This window comes from Thetidibacter halocola (assembly GCF_018224955.1).
Taxonomy (GTDB): Bacteria; Pseudomonadota; Alphaproteobacteria; order Rhodobacterales; family Rhodobacteraceae; genus Thetidibacter; species Thetidibacter halocola.
The window spans coordinates 179,137-196,180 of sequence record NZ_JAGTUU010000003.1 but is presented as its reverse complement, the minus strand read 5'-3'; the positions used below and the strand labels follow the sequence as shown (position 1 = coordinate 196,180).

The window sequence follows — 17,044 nt, the reverse complement described above, 5'->3', positions numbered from 1 at the left end:
CGCCTGACGCGAAAGGGAACGGCATGGCACGCGGGCGCGACCTGAGACAGGGCTCGATCCCCGGACATTTCCGCGCGCTTGCGGTGCCGGCAGCGATCGGCATGATGTTCGCGACGCTCTACAACGTGGTGGACATCTGGTACGCGGGCCTGCTGTCGACGACAGCACAGGCGGGGCTGGCGATCACCTTTCCGGTCTTCATGCTGCTGGTGGCCTTCGGCGTGGGTCTGGGCAGCGCCATGTCGGCGCTGGTGGGCAACGCCATTGGCGCGGATGACGCGGATGCCGCGCGCGAGACCGCCTGCCAGGGACTACTGTTCGGCACGGCGCTTTCATTGACGCTGGGTATCGGCGGCATCTGGGGCGCGCCGGCGATGCTGTCTCTTGTGTCGGAACCGGGCGCCTATCGCGACGCCGCCAATGCCTACATGGCGGTTCTACTTTGGGCCGCCGCGCCCTTCCTGCTGGCCTTTGCGGGCAACGGCATCCTGACCGCGCAGGGTGATACCGAGTCGATGAAGCGGGCGCAGATCGCGGCCTTCTTCGCCAATCTCGTGCTGAACCCGCTGTTCATCTTCGGCATTCCGGGGCTGGTGCCGGGGATCGGCTTCAACGGGATTGCCCTGTCGACGCTGGTCAGCCAGACTGGCGTCATGGGCTTCATCCTGTGGCGGGTCATGGCGTCGGATGTCATGGCGGGCGCGCGCGTCTGGCGACCCGACCCGGCGCGCTGGCAGGCCATCGCGGCACAGGCGCTGCCCTCGACATTCGCCATGGTCATCATGCTGATCGCGGGCTTTGTCGTGCAGTTGTTCCTCAAGGGGTTCGGCCCCGCAGCGCTGGCCGCCTATGGAGTGGGCCTGCGGATCGAACAGCTGATCCTGCTGCCCGGTTTCGGCCTGACCGGCGCGCTGCTGCCCATCGCGGCGCAGAATTTCGGCGCGGGCAACCATGAGCGGGTGCGCGAGGCGTTCTTCTTCTGCGTCAAGGCGGGCGTGGCCCTGATGGCCTGCGGATCGGTCGTGCTGTGGTTCGCGGCCCGGCCCATGGTCGCGCTGTTCAGCGACGACCCCGAGGTGATCCGGCTGGGCGGCGATTACCTGCATGTCGACGGGTTCATCCTGCCCGTCTACCTTGTGCTGTTCGCCACCAATTCGCTCTTGCAGGCGCTGAAGCGCCCGGTGTCGACGGTCTGGATCGGACTGTGGCGGCAGGGGATCGCGGTGGCGCTGTTCTGCTGGCTTTACGTCGAGGTGATGGGCCTCGGCACCTGGGGCGTCTGGTTCGGCATCGCCACCGCCGTGTCCACCGGCCTGATCCTGTCGCTGGCCGTGGCCGAGCGCGTGGCGCGCCAGCACATGGGCGGGCTGTTCACCGCCGCTCGCCCTCAAGCCGCCTGAACAGCAGCGACAGGCCGAAACACAGCAGGAAATACAGCGCGGCCGTGGTCAGCCATGCCTCGAAGATCATCCTTGTGGACGAGACCAGTTCCACCGTCTTGTAGGTCAGTTCCTGCACCGAGATCAGCGAGATGATCGAGCTGTCCTTGACCAGCGAGATGAACTGGTTCGACATCGGCGGGATGACCTTGCGCAGCGCCTGCGGCAGCACGACAAATCGCATCTCGTCGCCCCAGCCCATGCCGATGGCGCGCGCCGCCTCGCGCTGGCCGCGCGGGATCGACTGGATGCCGGCGCGCACGATCTCGCCGACAAAGGCGCTTTCGAACAGCGCCAGCACCAGCACACCCGAAATCATCGACGGGAACCGCCGCATGTCGCCAAAGAAGAATTCCCACATTTCGGGGTTCTCGGACCGGGCGATGCCGCGCGCCCAGCGCTCGATGTCGAAGGCAGCGACGATCTGTTCGGACAGGAAGAAGTAGAAGATGAAGATCACCACGACGGGCGGGATGTTGCGCAGGAATTCGAGGTAGGTGCGCGCCAGCATCCGGATTGCGAGGTTCGTCGAACAGCGTGCGATGCCCAGGATCGTGCCCAGGATCAGCGCCAGGATGCTGGCATAGATCGAGATGCGGATCGTGGTGATCAGCCCTTGCAACAGCAGGTTGGCGACCCAGCGTCCGTCCTCCTCATCCCAGCGCAGGATGTAGTTGGGGATGCGGTCCCACTGCCACTTGTAGTTCAGCGTGCCCGAGATGCGGAACCAGATCACGGCGAAAAACCCCGCGAGAACCGCGAGGATCAGCCAGTCGATCCAGTGAAGGGAACGTTTCCTGCGCCGCATGGGGCCTCCGCAAGGGTGGCCCGGCCCTGGTCGGGCCGGACCGGGTCAGGTCACTGGGACACCATGGCTTCCCACTCGTTGCCCTTGAACCAGTAGTCGTGCCGCTCCTTCAGCCAGCCGGAACGCCATTTCTGGCCGATCCAGTTGTTGAAGTAGTTGGATGCGTCCGGGTCGCCCTTGCGATAGGCAAAGGCCTCGCCGCGCGCGTCCCAGACCTGGTCGAAGGGGACGGTGAGCGTCTCGGGATAGTTGCGCGCCTCGCGCGAGGGCGTGGGTTCGGACGCCATCGTGGCATGGGCATTGCCGTTCAGCACCTCCTGCGTGGCGGCGCCGTCCTCGTCGAACTGCAACAGCGTCGCGTCGGGGAACATGCGCTGGATCACCTGCACCGGCGTCGCGCCGCGGCGGGCGGCAAAGGTGACTTCGGGCTTGTTGAAATCCTCCAGCGTGAAGCCGTCGGTCATGCTCTTGTTGGCGAGGATGGTCAGGCCGGAGAAGGCATAGGGCTCCGAGAAGTTGACGGTCAAGTTGCGCTCGGGCGTGATCGACATGCCCGAGATGATGACGTCGAACTTGCCCGCCACCAGGGCCGGGATGATCCCGTCCCAGGCGGTCGGCACGAATTCCACGTCGACGCCCATGTCGGCGGCCAGTTGCCGGCCGACGTCCAGCTCGAAGCCGATCAGATCGCCGTTCTTGTCGCGCATCGACCACGGCACGAACAGCGACAGGCCGATCTTGATGACGCCGTTCTCCTTGATGGTCTCGATCACGCTTTCCGAGGAAAGCTGCTGGCGCGCGTCCTGCGCCACGGCGGGCAGCGCCACGGCGGCAGCCATAAGCGCGCCGATCCCGGCGGTCATCAGTCTTCTGGTCAGTGTCATGTTACCCTCCTTGTCGGGTTCTGGGGTCAGTCCGTCGTGTCAGTCGCGCACCGCGTGGCGTTTCTCCAGCAGGCTTGCGAAAGCAGAGATGAGCAGCGTCACGGCCAGGTAGACCGCGGCGATGGTGAACCAGATCTCGAAACTCATGTAGGTGTCCGAGATCAGGTTGCGGCCGATGGTCGTCAGCTCGGCCACCGCGATCACGCTGACGATGGCCGAGCTTTTTATCATGTTGACGACCTCGCCGGTCATCGGCGGCAGCATGAAGCGCACCGATTGCGGCAGGACGATCCAGCGATAGACCTGCCCGCGCGTCATGCCGATGGCCGAGGCGGCCTCCCACTGGCCCTTTGGCACGGATTCGATCCCGGCGCGGAAGATCTCCGAGATCAGCGCGCCGTGGAACACCGCGAGACAGGTGATGGAGGCGGTGTAGCGGTCCAGCCCGAAAATCGGGCCCATGACGTAGTAGAAGACGTAAAGCAGCACCAGCAGCGGCGAGTTGCGGACGATTTCCAGGAACACCCGCGCCACCGCCCGGCCCACCACCAGGTCCGACAGGCGCAGCAGCGCGACGACAAGGCCGATCACGGTGGCCAGCGCAAAGGCCAGCGTGGACAGGACCAGCGTGGCCACCAGACCCATCGGTATCTCGCCCCAGCGAAAGCCCTCGTCGCCCACGGTCCAGAAATAGCGCGGGATGCGATACCATTGCCAGTTGTAGCCCATCGCCGCCGCGCCCTCGAACGCGGCGCCGAGGATCAGAACCATCACCGCCAGGTAGATCAGCACCGAGACCGGGCGCGAGGCCACCGCCCGGCGCAACCGCAACCGCCGCGACGGGCGCCGTTTTCCGACCGGAAGGGACGCCGCGCGGTCCATCTCAATGATCCAGGATCTGGTTCAGGAACAGCCGCGCCCGCTCGCTGTCGGGGGCGGAAAAGAATTTCTCGGGCGGGGCGGCCTCGACGATGCGGCCGGCTTCCATGAACACGATGCGGTCGGCGACCTTGCGGGCAAAGCCCATCTCGTGCGTGACCACGACCATGGTCATGCCGGTGCCGGCCAGTTCCACCATCACGTCCAGAACCTCGTTGATCATCTCGGGATCGAGCGCCGATGTGGGCTCGTCGAACAGCATGATCCGCGGCTCCATGCACAGGGCGCGAGCGATGGCGACGCGCTGCTGCTGGCCGCCCGACAGTTGCGCGGGATACTTGTCGGCCTGTTCGGGGATGTGGACCCGGTCGAGGAACTTGCGGCCCAGCGCCTCGGCCTGCGCGCGGCCCATGCGGCGCACGCGGATCGGGCCGATGGTCAGGTTCTCCAGCACCGTCAGGTGCGGGAACAGGTTGAACTGCTGGAACACCATGCCGACATCCTGCCGAACGGCGCGGATGTTGCGCGTCTCTTCGTCCAGTTCGACCCCGTCGACGATGATCGAGCCCGTGTCATGCTCTTCCAGCCGGTTGATGCAGCGGATCATCGTCGACTTGCCCGAGCCGGAGGGGCCGCAGACCACCACCCGTTCGCCCTGGCGGATGTCGAGGTTGACATCGGTCAGCGCCTGGAACGGCCCGTAGAACTTGCACACGTCGCGCAGCGCGATGATCGGGGCGGGGTCTGTCACGGGCGACCCGCCCTGCACGGCCCGGCCTGTCGCGAAGGGATCGGACGCCCTGCCCTGCCTGCCTGCCGCACCGTCTGCCCCCATTCTGACCCCCCGCCTTTGATAACCACTATGCACAGGAATGCGCATGGATAAACAGTTTCGGCGGTGAATGGCGCTTCTGCCGCGGCGAAGGCCATGCTAGGGCTCAAAGGATCGGCACCGGCCGTGCAGGAGGGGGTATGGACGACGCAAGCCCGGAACCCGTCGCAGCCTTTGACGACCCGCTGGATATCGGCGCGGCCGTGGGCCATGCACTGCGCCGGCAGCGCGTCGCGGCGGGCCTGGCCATCCGCGAGTTGGGAAGGCTGTCGGGCGTCTCGTCGGCGATGATTTCGCGGATCGAGAACGGGCAGGTATCGCCCTCGCTGTCGACGCTGGAATCGCTGGCCCGCGCCATGCAGCTTCCGGTGATCGCTCTGTTCCAGAACACGCTGCGCACCGCCGACGTGACCTTCGTCAAGGCGGGCGCGGGGCTGGAGGCGCGGCGGTTCGCGCCCGGCCATGTGCACGATTACCGGATGCTGGCAAGTTTCGGAAACGGGCAGATGCGTTTTACCGCCGCCAGCGTCACGCTGGAACGCACGGGCAACGGCACCCACCCGGTCTACCATTCGCGCGGCTATGTCTTTCTGACCGTGACCGAGGGGCGCTGCCTGTATGCCTGCGGCGACGCGGAATACGCGATGGAGCCGGGCGATTGCCTGAGCTTCGACGCCCAGTTGCGCCACACCGTGCGCGAGGTCCTGTCGGAAACCGTCACCTTCGTCACCGTGGCGGCGCGGCCCGACTAGGCGCATCCCGCCACCCGGTCCAGCATGGCCGCGAACCAGTCCGCATGGCTGGCATCCACGCCGATTTCAAAGCCACCGGGCAGGCGACGGACCAGCGCGCGGATGCCGAAGGCCTCGGTGAAGGCGCAACCATCCTCGGGAAAGGCCGATGCGTGCAGGTCGAGCGGCGAGGCCACGGCCATGATCTGACCTGCGCCCAGACCGGTGATCGCGAAGAAGGTCAGCGTGTCGGACAGCGCCACGGCCTCGGGCAGCGCCCGTTCCAGCGTCTCTTCCTGCGCCAGCGGCGCCATGAGCAGCCAGCGCGCCGGGCCGGTCATCGCCAGCACCCGGTCGCCCGCCTGCGTCAGGCGCAGCGGCGCGGGCGGCGGCGGCAAGCCGGCATCGCCGGGCAGCGCGCCGCGCATCTCGAACAGCGCGCGCAGCGGCAGGCGGGTGATGGTCACGTCATACCGGGTCACGAGCGCAGCCTCTCGCCCGAGGGGTCATGGAAAACCGGCTCGCAAAGCGTGACCGCGACCGCGCCCTCGGGCAGGCGGACATGGGCGGTCTGGCCGATCCGCGCCCGCCCGTCCATCAGCAGCGCGAGGCCCAGCCAGCGATCCTCGACCACCGAGCGGACGCAGGCGGTGACGAACCCCTCGGTCGCCTCCTTGCGCCCCTGGGGCGTCAGCGGCGCGCCCTCGGGGACCTGCCGTTCGGGATCGACAGGGCGGAAGCCCACCAGTTCGCGCCGGGGCCGGTCGGACGACCGGCGCAGCAGCACCGACCGTTTGCCGATGAAATCCGCCGGTCCCTTGGCCATCGCCCAACCCATGCCGAGGTCGTAAGGGTCGGCCGTGCCGTCCACCTCGTGCCCCAGCGACAGGAACCCCTTTTCCACCCGCAGCACATGGTTGGCCTCGGACCCGATGGGCGCGATCCCCTGTGCCGCGCCCGCCTCCAGCACTGCCTGCCAGAGCGCGGGCAGATCACGGGGCCGCACGTTGATCTCGAAGGACAGCTCGCCGGTGAAGGACACCCGCGCCACCCGCGCCCGCAGCCCGGCCACACTGCCGTCGCGGATAGCCATGAAGGGGAAGGCCTGCCCAGACAGGTCGATATCCGTGCCCGCCGCGCGCAGCACGTCGCGCGCCAGCGGGCCGCAGAGCGTGGCATTGCCCCATTGCCCGGTGATGTTGGTGATCGTCACGTCCCAGTCGAGCCGCTCGACCTGTAACAGCTTTTCCAGCGCTTGCCCCACCGCGTCCGCATTGCCGGTCGAGGTGGAGACCAGGAACCGCCCCTCATCCAGCCGGAAGCACACGCCGTCGTCGAAGATCAGCCCGTCCTCCGTCAGCATCAGCGCGTAACGCCCCTGCCCCGGCCGCAGCCCCGACATGGGCCGCGTATAGACCAAGTCGAGGAACCGCCCGGCATCCGCGCCGCGCAGCAGGTACTTGCCCAGCGGCGCCCCGTCATAGACGCCCACGCCCTGCCGCACCGTGCGCGCCTCGCGGTCGACGGTCTGCTGGAAACTCTCGCCCTCGCGCGGGTAATAGCCGGGCCGCCGCCAGCGTGCGCCGGCCTCGTACATCACGGCGCCTTGCGCCTTGTGCCAGGCGGTCAGCGGCGTGTGGCGGTAGGGCAGCACGACCGGCCCGGCCTGCTGACCGGCGACCGCGCCGAAGTCCACCGGCGTATAGGGCGGGCGATAGGTGGTGGTGCCGATCTCGGGCGGGGTCAGGCCCAGGCGCTCGGCCACGGCGCCGACGATGGTCAGGTTGCCGGTCTTGCCCTGGTCCATCGCCATGCCGCCGGTCGTGTAGCGTTTGACGTGCTCGATGGCGCCATAGCCTTCGCGCAGGGCCAGTTCCAGGTCGGCCACGGTCACGTCGTTCTGGATGTCGACAAAGGCCTTGGCCCCCGCGCCCGGCACGGTCCAGAGCGGTTCGATCGCATAGGGCGCGTCCTCGGCCTGCGGGACCTCGGGCGCAGGCAGGCCCAGCGCCGCGCAGGCCGCCTCTGCCCCCTGCCGCAGCGCCTGGCCCAGCCCCGTCGCGCCCGCCGCCGCCCCCGCCGCCGTCACCGCCTGCGCGGGCCGGTCGGGGACAAAGGCCGACAGGGCGTCGTCCCAGCGCAGGGAGCTTCGGGATTGCGACCAGAGATGGACCGAGGGCGTCCAGCCGCCCGAGACCGCCAGCAGGTCGCAGGGGATGCGCCAAGACCGTCCCCCGGCGGTGACACTGACCGCGCGCAGACCGCGCGCGCCGTGGGTCTGGGTCACGAGATGACCCGGCAAGACCTCGATGCCGCGCACCTGGGCGCGCGCCGTCCCTGGCACCGATGCGCGGCTGTCCACGATGGCGGCCACGGCGATGCCCGCCGCCGCCATGTCCGCCGCGACGGTGTAGGCGCTGTCATTGTTGGTGAAGACCACCGCCCGCCGCCCGGGCCGCACCGCCCAGCGGTTCAGATGGGCCTGCACCGCCGAGGCGAGCATCACGCCCGGCCGGTCGTTGCCGTCGAACCCGATGATCCGCTCGATCGCGCCGGTCGCGACCAGCACCTGGCGGGCCCGCACCCGCCAGCCGCGCCCGCGCAGGCCGTCTGCCCGGGGCGCGCGTTCGTGCACCATCAGAAGGTTGTGTTCGCGATAGGCCCAGGCGGTCGCGTCCTGCAGGTGGGTGACATTGGGCATGGCGGCCAGTTCGGCCACGGCCCCGGCCACCCAGTCCAGCGCGTCCCGTCCGCCGATCGCCGCCTTGTGTGCCAGCAGCGATCCGCCTGCCTCGATCCCCTCGTCCATCAGCAGCACCCGCGCGCCCGCGCGCCCCGCCACCAGCGCCGCCATCAGGCCGGCGGGACCGGCGCCCGCGATCAGGAGGTCGGCATGGGCGTGCCGCGTCTCGTAACTGTCGTCGAAGGCAGGCGGCACCGCGCCAAGCCCTGCCGCGCGCCGGATCGCGGGCTCGAACAGGTGCCAGTCGGGCCATTTGAAGGTCTTGTAGTAGAACCCCGCCGGGATCAGCCGCGCGATCAGCTGGTTCACCGCGCCGAGGTCGAACCGCGCCGAGGGCCAGGCGTGAACGGCCCGCGCCGACAGCCCTTCGACCAGCGGCACGGTGGTGGCGATCCGGTTGCCCGAGGCCGCGTCGCCTTCGAGTTCCACCAAAGTCGCGGGCTCCTCGACCCCGGCGCCGATGATCCCCCGTGCCCGGTGATACTTGAAGCTGCGCGCGGTGATCCTCACGCCATTGGCCAGCAGCGCCGAGGCCAGGGTGTCGCCGTGAAACCCGGTGTAGTCCCGCCCGTCGAAGCGAAAGCGCAAGGGGCGCGACCGGTCGATCCGGCCCCGGGAGGGCAGGCGGTCACCGGCCATGGCGGACCTCGGCGATCTCGTGCGTCACGGTATGGCGCCGCAAGGTCAGCCAGGCGCCGCAGCCGCGCGCATGCCACCAGCGTTCCTCGACCCAGCCCAGCGGGTTCGGCGGCACGGTCAGCCAGTCGACCCACTCGGCATCCGTCAGCGCCGCCGGATCCGGGCGCGGCGCCAGCGCCGGGCCGCCATAGGCGAACTCGCTTTCGGTGCGCTTGCCGCAGAAGGGGCAGTCGATCAGCAGCATCGCTCTAGCGCGCCGTAGTCGTGCCGGTCTCGACCACGTAGTCGAGATGGCGAAAGCGGTTCAGGCCGAAGGGCGCTGTCAGCGGGTCGGGCCGCCCCGTGGCGATCAGGTGTGCAAGGCCCGCGCCCCCTGCCGGGATCGCCTTGTATCCCCCCCACCAGCCGGCGCTGACGATCAGGCCGGGAATGTCGGTTTTCGAGACGATGGGCGACGCGTCATGCGCCATGTCCAGGTGTCCGCCCCATTGCCGCAGCAGCTTCAGCCGGCGGAAGGCGGGGAACAGCTCCAGCAGCATGGCGACGGTGTGCTCGAAAACCCCCTGCTTGATGTCGCGGCGGAAGGACTGGCCGAGGTCGGGCGCTCCGCCGATCACCATCTCTCCCTTGTCGGATTGCGACAGGTAGACGCCCAGGTCGGGGCAGTTCACGATCACGTCCAGCGCCGGTTTCACCGGCTCCGAGACGAAGGCCGTCAGGTTGATCGTGCGCAGCGGCAGGCGCAGGCCCACGGTTTCGGTCAGCGTCGTGGTGTGGCCCGAGACCGCCAGCGCCACGATGGGCGCACGCACCGTGCCGCGCGGCGTCTCGACGCCCGAAATGGCGCCATCCGGGCCGCGCAAGAGCTGCGTCACCGGCGTCTTCTGGTGGATCTCGACCCCCAGCGCATCCGCCGCCCGGGCATAGCCCCAGGCAACCGCGTCGTGCCGGTTGACCGAGGCATCCGTGTGCACGGCGGCCCCCAGGATCGGCAGGCGGCTGTCCGGCCCGCCGCCCGTCAGCAAGGGCACGCGGCGGCGCAGCTCGTCCACCGATATGTCCTGGTATGTCGAGCCGTAGATGTCCATGATCAGCCGCCGCCTGCGCCGGTCGCGCACCATACCCCAGGTCTGGAGCACGTCGATCATCGTCCGTTTCGACTGCATCAGGTTGAAGTTCAGGTCGCGGGTCAGCCCGTCGTAGAGGTCCACCGACCGCACGTAGAACGGGATCGATTCGTCGCGCATGTAGTTCGACCGCACGGTGACCGTGTTGCGCGCCACGTTGCCGCCGCCCAGCCACCCCGCCTCCAGCACGGCGACATCGGTGATGCCGTGTTCCTTCGCCAGGTAATAGGCCGCCGCGAGGCCATGCCCGCCCGCGCCCACGATGATCGCGCTGTACCGGTCGCGCAAAGGTGGGCTGCGCCAGGCCGCCTGCCAGTTTCGGTGGCCGTTCAGCGCGTGGCGCAGCAGCGAGAGGGCGGAATAGCGTTGCATGACGCTAACCATATTTACCTTTAGTCACGCCCGTGCAACGCTTGATTGTGCTCCCACGCGACAAGGAGGCCCGATGACCGAACCCGTGCTGACCCCGATCACGCAGGCGCTGAACGACGGCGTCCTGACGCGCGCCGAGTTGAAGGCGCTGATGCGCCGGTCGGACCGGCCCGCGCTGATTCACCTTGCGCTGTGGCTGATGCTGCTGGGCGCGACGGGCACGCTGGTCTGGGCGAGCCTCGGCACGCTCTGGGTCTGGCCCGCGATGTTCGTGCACGGGATCGTGGTGGTGCACTTCTTCTCGATCCAGCATGAATGCGTGCATTACACGGTGTTCCGCACCCGCTGGCTGAACGACCTGGTCGGCTACATTTGCGGGTTGGTCATCATCCTGCCCAACCGCTTCTTCCGCTATGAACATTGCGACCACCACACCTATACCCAGCTGACCGGCGAAGACCCGGAACAGATCCCGATGCCGAAAACGCTGGGCGAATACCTGTGGTACATCTCCTCGGTGCCCTACTGGCGGGCCAAGTTCCAGGAGCTCGGCCGCCATGCCGCAGGCCGCCTGACCGAGGTCGAACGCGGCTTCATCCCGAAGGAAGAGCATCACACGATCTTCCTCGAAGCGCGGCTGATGCTGGCCTTCTACGCGTCGATCCTGCTGGCCTGCGTGGTCTTCGACTGGTGGGCGCCACTGTGGTTCTGGCTGATCCCTCTGTTTTTGGGCGAACCGGTGATGCGCTTCATCCGCATGACGGAACATGTGGGCCGCCCGGCGATCCGCGACATGAAGGAAAACACGCGATCGAACATGGTCAGCGCGCCGATGCGCTTCCTGTGCTGGAACATGAATTACCACGCCGAGCATCACTATGCCTCGTCGGTGCCCTACCACGCCCTGCCCCGGCTGCATGACAAGCTGAAAGGGTACGTCCATGTCGAGGAAGAGGGCTATCTCGGCGCCCATCGCGAGATCCTGCGCCACCTGTTCGGAGGCGGATCGGAGGGGCGCCGGGCATGAGCCGGGACAAGGTCTGGACGGACCTGATCGCGGTTTCCGCGCTGGAGTCGGGCGACGTGACGCCGGTCACGCTGGGGCATCGGGAACTGGCAGTCTACGACACGCTGGAGGGCGTCACCGTTTCTTACGCGCGCTGCACGCATGGCGCCGCGAACCTCTGCGACGGCTATTTCGACGGGCGGCGCATCGAATGCCCGCTGCACCAGGGCCTGTTCGACGCCCGCACGGGCCAGGCAGTGGCCGCGCCCGCCCGCGTGGCCCTGCGGATGATCGAGGCGCGGGTGCAGGACGGGATGGTTCAGGTCCTGATCTGACCGAGGAAATCCGCGTAGTCGCGCGCCACCGCCCGCGCGGCGGTGTCGATCAGGACGCGCCCCTGTTCCGGCGTCGCCAGCGCGGAATGCGATCCCACGCGCCCGTCGGGGAAATCGCGGCGATGTGCGTCGGGCGGGCCGTGGCGGTCGCCCGAATGGGCGCGGATGTAGTCGGCCGACAGCTTGCGTGGCGGGGTCTGCGCCGCCTCGGGCACCGGCAGCTGCCGGATCGCCGCCATGGTGATCGCCACCTCGGACGGCGTGGCATGCATCCCCTCCCAGTCGCCATACCAGTCGCAGCGCAGGGCGTTGACCGGCTCGAACTCCCACCAGCTTTTCAGGCGCAGGGGGGCTGCGGCGCGGGTCTCCAGTATGGCGCGCAGCGGCGACAGGTTCGCGCCATGCGCGTTTAGCACGTAGACCCCCGCGAACCCGTGGTGCAGCAACCCGTCGACCACCTCGCCCGCCAGCGCGGCAAAGGTCGCCTCCGAGATCGAGAGCGTGCCGGGAAAGCCCATGTTGAAGGGTGCGGGCGTCAGCGCGAGGGTCGGCGCTACCACCGCACCGCAAAGGGGCGCCGCGGCTTCGGCGATCACGCGGGCGCAGAAGGCATCGGTGCCGATCAGCCCCATAGGCCCGTGCTGTTCGGTCGAGCCGACGGGCAGGATGACGCCGCCGCCGCCCGCCACATGCGCCTCGGCCTCGGGCCATGTCATGTGATCCAGCCGCATCAGACGCCCTGCCCGTCCAGCCACCGGGTCAGCGTGGGGACATAGACCGCCAGTTCCGCCGCGACCGCCGGTTCGGCCTCCAGCGTAGCGCGCCAGGCATTCACCGTCTCGGGCCAGTCAAAGGCCAGGTCCAGCCGCGGCGCCAGCGCGTCCAGCCAGGCGAAGGTGACGGGATAGCCGCAATCGCCCAGCCCGAAGGGCAGCTCGGGCGCGTCCTCCAGCAGGCGGGCCAGTTGCACCAGACGCGCGCCCAGCGCGACCGATTGCCGGGCGGTCAGGTCGGCGTCACGAAGCTCCGGCTTCAGATGGCCGAACAGCGCCCGCAGCGCCGGTTCCAGCCTGGTGTCGTGAAACCGCCCGCGCTCGCGCATCCGGGCGCGATCCTGCGCGCCTTTCGGCAGCAGGGGCGGCATCGGAAAGGCCTCTTCGAGATACTCCGCGATAGCCTCTGAATCGGCCAGCAGAAAGCCGTCGTGATCCAGAGCCGGCAGGTTGCCCGAGGCGACGATGCGCTGATACTCGGCCGAGCCATAGCCGCCCGGCGGCGGCACCTCGGACCAGTCGAGATGCTTGAAGCGCAGCGCGATCCGCGTCTTGGCGCAATACAGGCTGACCGGAATGGCATAGAGCGTCAGCATGTGCGAAAAAGGGCGCCCGCAGGCGCCCTCCTCAAGTTCGGGAAAAGGCTCAGTTGCCCAGGTTCCATTTCGCGGCCAGTTCGTCGAAGAACCCGGCCTCCTGCTTCAGCGTGATCCAGGTGTTGACGTAGTTGATCCAGACTTGGTCGGCCTGCGGCAGCAGCATGGCGACCGGCGTGCGCGCCTTGGGCGCGGACACCGGCACGATCATCAGCGTGTCATACTGCGCCACCAGCTTGTTCGCCTCGACGTTCGAGGTGATATGCGCCTGCGCGCGGCCCGCCAGCACCTCCTGGAAATCGCGGGCGGGGGCCTCGACGATCTTGTGCTGGGCGTTGGGGAAGAACTCCTTGACCTGCTTTTCCTGCGTCGTGCCAAGGGTCGCCGCAACCACCACGTCGGCCTTGTCCAGGTCCGCCCAGTCCTTGAACATCTCGGCGTCCTTCTTCTGGATCAGCGGCACGGTCGCCAGCGAGAAGTAGCTGACCGAATAGCCCGCCGCCTTGGCCCGCGCCGGCGAGATCGAGGCCGAGCCGGTCATGTGATACTTGCCCGAGGTCACGCCGTTCACCAGGGTCTTCCAGTCAGTCGGCACGAATTCCACTTCGACACCCAGATCGGCGGCCAGTTGGGTCATCACGTCGATGTCATAGCCGGTATAGCTGTTGGTCGCCGGGTCCTTCATCGTCATCGGGTTCCAGTCACCTGTGGTCCCGACCTTCAGCATACCGTTGCTGAGGATGTCCTGAAGCGCGGATTGCGCCTGCGCGACGGGCGCGACAACGGCCAGCGCCAGCGCGGCGATGCATGCTTTCAACAGTTTCACGATCTTTTCTCCCGGTGTTGGACTATTCATTATGTATAGGCTTGGCCAAGAGTGCAGACAAAAGGCAGGGTCGTCAAAGCAAATTGGCGAACAGGCAATGCATCTTTGGCGGGGTTGCCCCGGCACGCGGCAGGAGGGTCCATGACGCAGACCGAAGGCGATCCGATCATCCGCTTTGAGGGCGTCTCGAAGCGTTTCGGCGATTTCGAGGTGCTGAAATCCATCGACTTCGAGGCAAGGCAGGGCGAACGCATCGTGGTCTGCGGCCCGTCCGGATCGGGCAAGTCGACGCTGATCCGCTGCATCAACGGGCTGGAGCCGCATGACGCGGGCACGATCACGGTCGAGGGCGTCACGCTGGGCCGTGGCAAGGCCGCGCCGGCGCGGGTGCGCAACGGCGTCGGCATGGTGTTCCAGCAGTTCAACCTGTTCCCACACCTGACGGTGTTGCAGAACCTGACGCTGGGCCCGATCCGCGCGCGCAAGCTGACGCAGGCGCAGGCGCGCGAAACCGCGATGCGCTATCTCGAACGGGTGCGCATCCCCGAACAGGCCGACAAGTATCCCCGCCAGCTGTCCGGCGGCCAGCAGCAGCGTGTCGCCATCGCGCGGTCGCTCTGCATGGAGCCGCGCATCATGCTGTTCGACGAGCCGACATCCGCGCTGGACCCCGAGATGATTTCAGAGGTGCTGGACGTGATGGTGGAACTGGCGGGCACCGGCATGACGATGATCGTCGTCACGCACGAGATGGGCTTTGCCCGCAAGGTCGCCGACCGGATGGTGTTCATGGATCACGGCCAGATCGTCGAGACCGCCCCGCCCGAGGCCTTCTTCACCGCGCCGCGCAGCCAGCGCTGCCGCGATTTCCTCAACAAGATCCTGAACCACTGAGGGAGGACGAGATGCGCAATGTTCTGCTGTTCGCCCTTCTGGCGCTGGTGCTGGCGGGCTGTTCCTCGGGCAACTGGGGCTGGTACGTGGTCAACCCGCAGACCAAGACCGGCTGGACCAACATCACCTTCCTGCTGAGCGGGCTGAAATACACGCTCCTGCTGTCGCTGACGGCGATCTGCATCTCGGTCACGCTGGGGCTGCTGGTGGCGCTGCCAGGCCTGTCGTCGCGGCGCTGGCTGCGCATGGCCAGCCGGACCTACGTGGAACTGGTGCGCGCGGTGCCGATCCTCGTGATGATCCTCTGGGTCTATTACGGTCTGCCGACCCTGACGGGCCTTGCCATCGGGGTGTTCTGGGCCGGGGTCATCGCGCTGGCCCTGTCGGACAGCGCCTTCGAGGCCGAGATCTTTCGCGCCGGCATCCAGTCGGTCGCCAAGGGGCAATACGAGGCCGCCTATTCCGTGTCTCTCAACTATGTCGACACGATGCGCTACGTGATCCTGCCACAGGCGATCCGGCGCATCCTGCCGGCACTGGGCAACCAGCTGGTCTACATGCTGAAGATGTCCTCGCTGGTGTCGGTCATCGGGATGCAGGAACTGACGCGCAAGGCGAACGAACTGGTCGTCACCGAATACCGCCCGCTGGAAATCTACACCGTTCTGGTGCTGGAATACCTGGTGCTGATCCTGATCGTCTCGGCCGGGGTCCGATGGCTGGAACGGCGTTTGCAGGCGGACGAGCGCGGCTAGGCCAGCCGCCGCATCACGTCGGCAAAACGCCGCGCCACCGCCTCGCGGGCGATGTGCCGCCCGTCGCGCACCACCTGCGCGCCATGGGCCCAGACCTGCGCCACCCCCACGTCGCGGCCAAATATCCAGCGGTCGAGCATCGTCTCGCCGCTTTGCCCCAGGCCCAGCGCGTCGGACAGCGTCACCAGGTCGGCAGGCGCGCCCGGGGCGATTGCGGCGTCGGGCGCGCCCAGCGCCTGCGACCCGCCCGCCAGCGCCGCGCGATACAGCCGCGCCCCGGTCGAGCCGCCCGCCTCGGCCAGCACCGACCGCGCCCGCCAGGCCAGCCTCTGCCCGTATTCCAGCAGCCGCAATTCGCCTGCGACGGAAATCGCCACGTTGGAATCAGTGCCGATGGCGATGCGCCCGCCCTCGGCCAGGAAGGCCCGCGCCGCGAACAGCCCGTCGCCCAGGTTGGCCTCGGTCACCGGGCACAACCCCGCCACCGCGCCCGACCCCACCAGCGCCAGCCGTTCGGCGCCATCCAGATGCGTGGCGTGGATCAGGCACCAGTCCGGGCCGACCCCGACCGTGTCCATCAGCTGCGCCACGGGCCTGCGGCCGCAGAAGGCAAGACACTCCGCGACCTCCCTCTCCTGCTCCGCGACGTGGATATGCGCAGGGCGGCCGTGCAAGGCCTGAGCCAGTGCGCGCAACTCGTCCGTGCTGGCCGCGCGCAGCGAATGCGGGGCGTATCCCACCACGTCCTGCGGCCGGGTCGCCAGCCGGTCGCAGGCCTCGACCAGTGCCACGAAATCGTCCAGCCCGTGCAGGAACCGCCGTTGCCCGTCGCCCGCCGGCACCGGGCCGAACCCGCCATGGGCATAGAACACCGGCAGATGCGTCAGCGCGATCCCCGTCGCCCCAGCGGCGGCAAAGATGCGCACCGACATCTCGGCAGGGTCGGCGTGGGGCCGGCCACTGCGGTCATGGTGCAGGTAGTGGAATTCGCCGACGCGGGTGAACCCCGCCTCGAGCATCTCGACATAGGCCATTTCGGCCAGCGCCTGCATGTCGTCGGGATCGAGCGCCAGCGCCAGCCGATACATCGCCTCGCGCCAGGTCCAGAAACTGTCCTGTCCCGGTCCGCGCCGTTCCGTCATGCCGGAAAACCCGCGCTGAAAGGCGTGACTGTGGACGTTGGGCATGCCGGGCAGCAGGCAATCGACCTGGCAATCACCCGGCTGCGGCGCCTGCCACGCCTGAACCGAGGCGATCCGGCCTGCGTCCAGCGCCAGGCGCACGTCGCGGCCCCAGCCTTCGGGCAGCAGGGCGATGCGGGCATGGATCATGTCGGACCTCCGTCGCGGCTTGCCTCTTTCGCGCCGCATCAATTATGTATATACTTAATTACGGGACTCGAAAA

General features: G+C 68.0%; 18 protein-coding genes. 6 read left to right on the top strand and 12 right to left on the bottom strand.

Translation table 11 applies throughout. From position 1 onward, the window contains the following. Positions 1-23 precede the first annotated feature (23 nt). The gene (locus KB874_RS08000) at positions 24-1,400 is read left to right on the top strand and encodes an MATE family efflux transporter (protein WP_212536047.1); all 1,377 of its coding nucleotides are present in this window, start codon (positions 24-26) and stop codon (positions 1,398-1,400) included. Here KB874_RS08000 and KB874_RS07995 read toward each other — a convergent pair. The 4 genes from KB874_RS07995 to KB874_RS07980 are packed head-to-tail and all read right to left on the bottom strand — an operon-like array spanning position 1,372 to position 4,761. Then, complete coding sequence (locus KB874_RS07995; RefSeq protein WP_212536046.1) at positions 1,372-2,247, bottom strand: amino acid ABC transporter permease; 876 nt, start codon at positions 2,245-2,247, stop codon at positions 1,372-1,374. The genes KB874_RS08000 and KB874_RS07995 overlap by 29 nt on opposite strands. A 50-nt stretch (positions 2,248-2,297) precedes the next feature. Further along, the gene (locus KB874_RS07990; RefSeq protein ID WP_212536045.1) at positions 2,298-3,131 is read right to left on the bottom strand and encodes a transporter substrate-binding domain-containing protein; all 834 of its coding nucleotides are present in this window, start codon (positions 3,129-3,131) and stop codon (positions 2,298-2,300) included. Positions 3,132-3,170: 39 nt separating this feature from the next. Beyond that, positions 3,171-4,013: an amino acid ABC transporter permease gene (locus KB874_RS07985; RefSeq protein WP_212536044.1), complete on the bottom strand. Its 843-nt coding sequence runs from the start codon at positions 4,011-4,013 to the stop codon at positions 3,171-3,173. Position 4,014: 1 nt separating this feature from the next. Further along, positions 4,015-4,761: an amino acid ABC transporter ATP-binding protein gene (locus KB874_RS07980; protein ID WP_346346518.1), complete on the bottom strand. Its 747-nt coding sequence runs from the start codon at positions 4,759-4,761 to the stop codon at positions 4,015-4,017. Positions 4,762-4,982: 221 nt separating this feature from the next. Here KB874_RS07980 and KB874_RS07975 point away from each other — a divergent pair, with 221 nt between their 5' ends. Continuing rightward, positions 4,983-5,594 carry a helix-turn-helix domain-containing protein gene (locus KB874_RS07975; protein ID WP_212536043.1) on the top strand — a complete coding sequence of 204 codons (612 nt, stop codon included), beginning with the start codon at positions 4,983-4,985 and terminating at the stop codon, positions 5,592-5,594. Here KB874_RS07975 and KB874_RS07970 read toward each other — a convergent pair. Genes KB874_RS07970 through KB874_RS07955 form a run of 4 tightly spaced genes read right to left on the bottom strand, consistent with a single transcriptional unit; the run spans position 5,591 to position 10,454 of the window. Beyond that, on the bottom strand, positions 5,591-6,055 hold the full coding sequence (locus KB874_RS07970; protein ID WP_212536042.1) for an aminomethyltransferase family protein: 465 nt from the start codon (positions 6,053-6,055) through the stop codon (positions 5,591-5,593). The two genes, KB874_RS07975 and KB874_RS07970, sit on opposite strands and share 4 nt — an antisense overlap. Beyond that, entirely contained in the window at positions 6,052-8,955 is a 2,904-nt protein-coding gene (locus KB874_RS07965; protein WP_212536041.1) for a 2Fe-2S iron-sulfur cluster-binding protein, read from the bottom strand. Before KB874_RS07965 ends, KB874_RS07970 begins: the two co-directional genes overlap by 4 nt. Beyond that, complete coding sequence (locus KB874_RS07960) at positions 8,945-9,199, bottom strand: sarcosine oxidase subunit delta (RefSeq protein ID WP_212536040.1); 255 nt, start codon at positions 9,197-9,199, stop codon at positions 8,945-8,947. Before KB874_RS07960 ends, KB874_RS07965 begins: the two co-directional genes overlap by 11 nt. 4 nt (positions 9,200-9,203) lie before the next feature. Next, complete coding sequence (locus KB874_RS07955) at positions 9,204-10,454, bottom strand: FAD-dependent oxidoreductase (protein WP_212536039.1); 1,251 nt, start codon at positions 10,452-10,454, stop codon at positions 9,204-9,206. A 73-nt stretch (positions 10,455-10,527) separates the two neighbouring features. Between KB874_RS07955 and KB874_RS07950 the strand changes: the two genes are divergently transcribed. Together KB874_RS07950 and KB874_RS07945 are read left to right on the top strand one after the other, a co-directional pair. Continuing rightward, positions 10,528-11,481, top strand: a complete 954-nt coding sequence (locus tag KB874_RS07950) for a fatty acid desaturase family protein (RefSeq protein ID WP_212536038.1) — start codon at positions 10,528-10,530, stop codon at positions 11,479-11,481. Next, positions 11,478-11,795, top strand: coding sequence for a Rieske 2Fe-2S domain-containing protein (locus KB874_RS07945; RefSeq protein ID WP_212536037.1), 318 nt, complete (start codon positions 11,478-11,480; stop codon positions 11,793-11,795). Before KB874_RS07950 ends, KB874_RS07945 begins: the two co-directional genes overlap by 4 nt. On the opposite strand, the gene KB874_RS07940 is transcribed toward KB874_RS07945, so the two are convergent. The 3 genes from KB874_RS07940 to KB874_RS07930 are packed head-to-tail and all read right to left on the bottom strand — an operon-like array spanning position 11,780 to position 13,990. Next, the gene (locus KB874_RS07940; RefSeq protein ID WP_212536036.1) at positions 11,780-12,526 is read right to left on the bottom strand and encodes a creatininase family protein; all 747 of its coding nucleotides are present in this window, start codon (positions 12,524-12,526) and stop codon (positions 11,780-11,782) included. The two genes, KB874_RS07945 and KB874_RS07940, sit on opposite strands and share 16 nt — an antisense overlap. Next, a complete protein-coding gene (locus tag KB874_RS07935; protein WP_212536035.1) occupies positions 12,526-13,164 on the bottom strand; it encodes a glutathione S-transferase family protein in 639 nt (212 codons plus the stop codon). Before KB874_RS07935 ends, KB874_RS07940 begins: the two co-directional genes overlap by 1 nt. Positions 13,165-13,213: 49 nt before the next feature. Then, complete coding sequence (locus tag KB874_RS07930) at positions 13,214-13,990, bottom strand: transporter substrate-binding domain-containing protein (RefSeq protein ID WP_428849235.1); 777 nt, start codon at positions 13,988-13,990, stop codon at positions 13,214-13,216. A gap of 141 nt (positions 13,991-14,131) precedes the next feature. Between KB874_RS07930 and KB874_RS07925 the strand changes: the two genes are divergently transcribed. Together KB874_RS07925 and KB874_RS07920 are read left to right on the top strand one after the other, a co-directional pair. Next, positions 14,132-14,884, top strand: a complete 753-nt coding sequence (locus KB874_RS07925; protein WP_249200331.1) for an amino acid ABC transporter ATP-binding protein — start codon at positions 14,132-14,134, stop codon at positions 14,882-14,884. An 11-nt stretch (positions 14,885-14,895) separates the two neighbouring features. After that, positions 14,896-15,639, top strand: a complete 744-nt coding sequence (locus KB874_RS07920; protein WP_212536033.1) for an amino acid ABC transporter permease — start codon at positions 14,896-14,898, stop codon at positions 15,637-15,639. On the opposite strand, the gene KB874_RS07915 is transcribed toward KB874_RS07920, so the two are convergent. After that, positions 15,636-16,970 (bottom strand): formimidoylglutamate deiminase, encoded by a 1,335-nt coding sequence (locus KB874_RS07915; RefSeq protein ID WP_212536032.1) that lies wholly within the window; start codon positions 16,968-16,970, stop codon positions 15,636-15,638. The two genes, KB874_RS07920 and KB874_RS07915, sit on opposite strands and share 4 nt — an antisense overlap. Between the last annotated feature and the right edge of the window lie 74 nt (positions 16,971-17,044).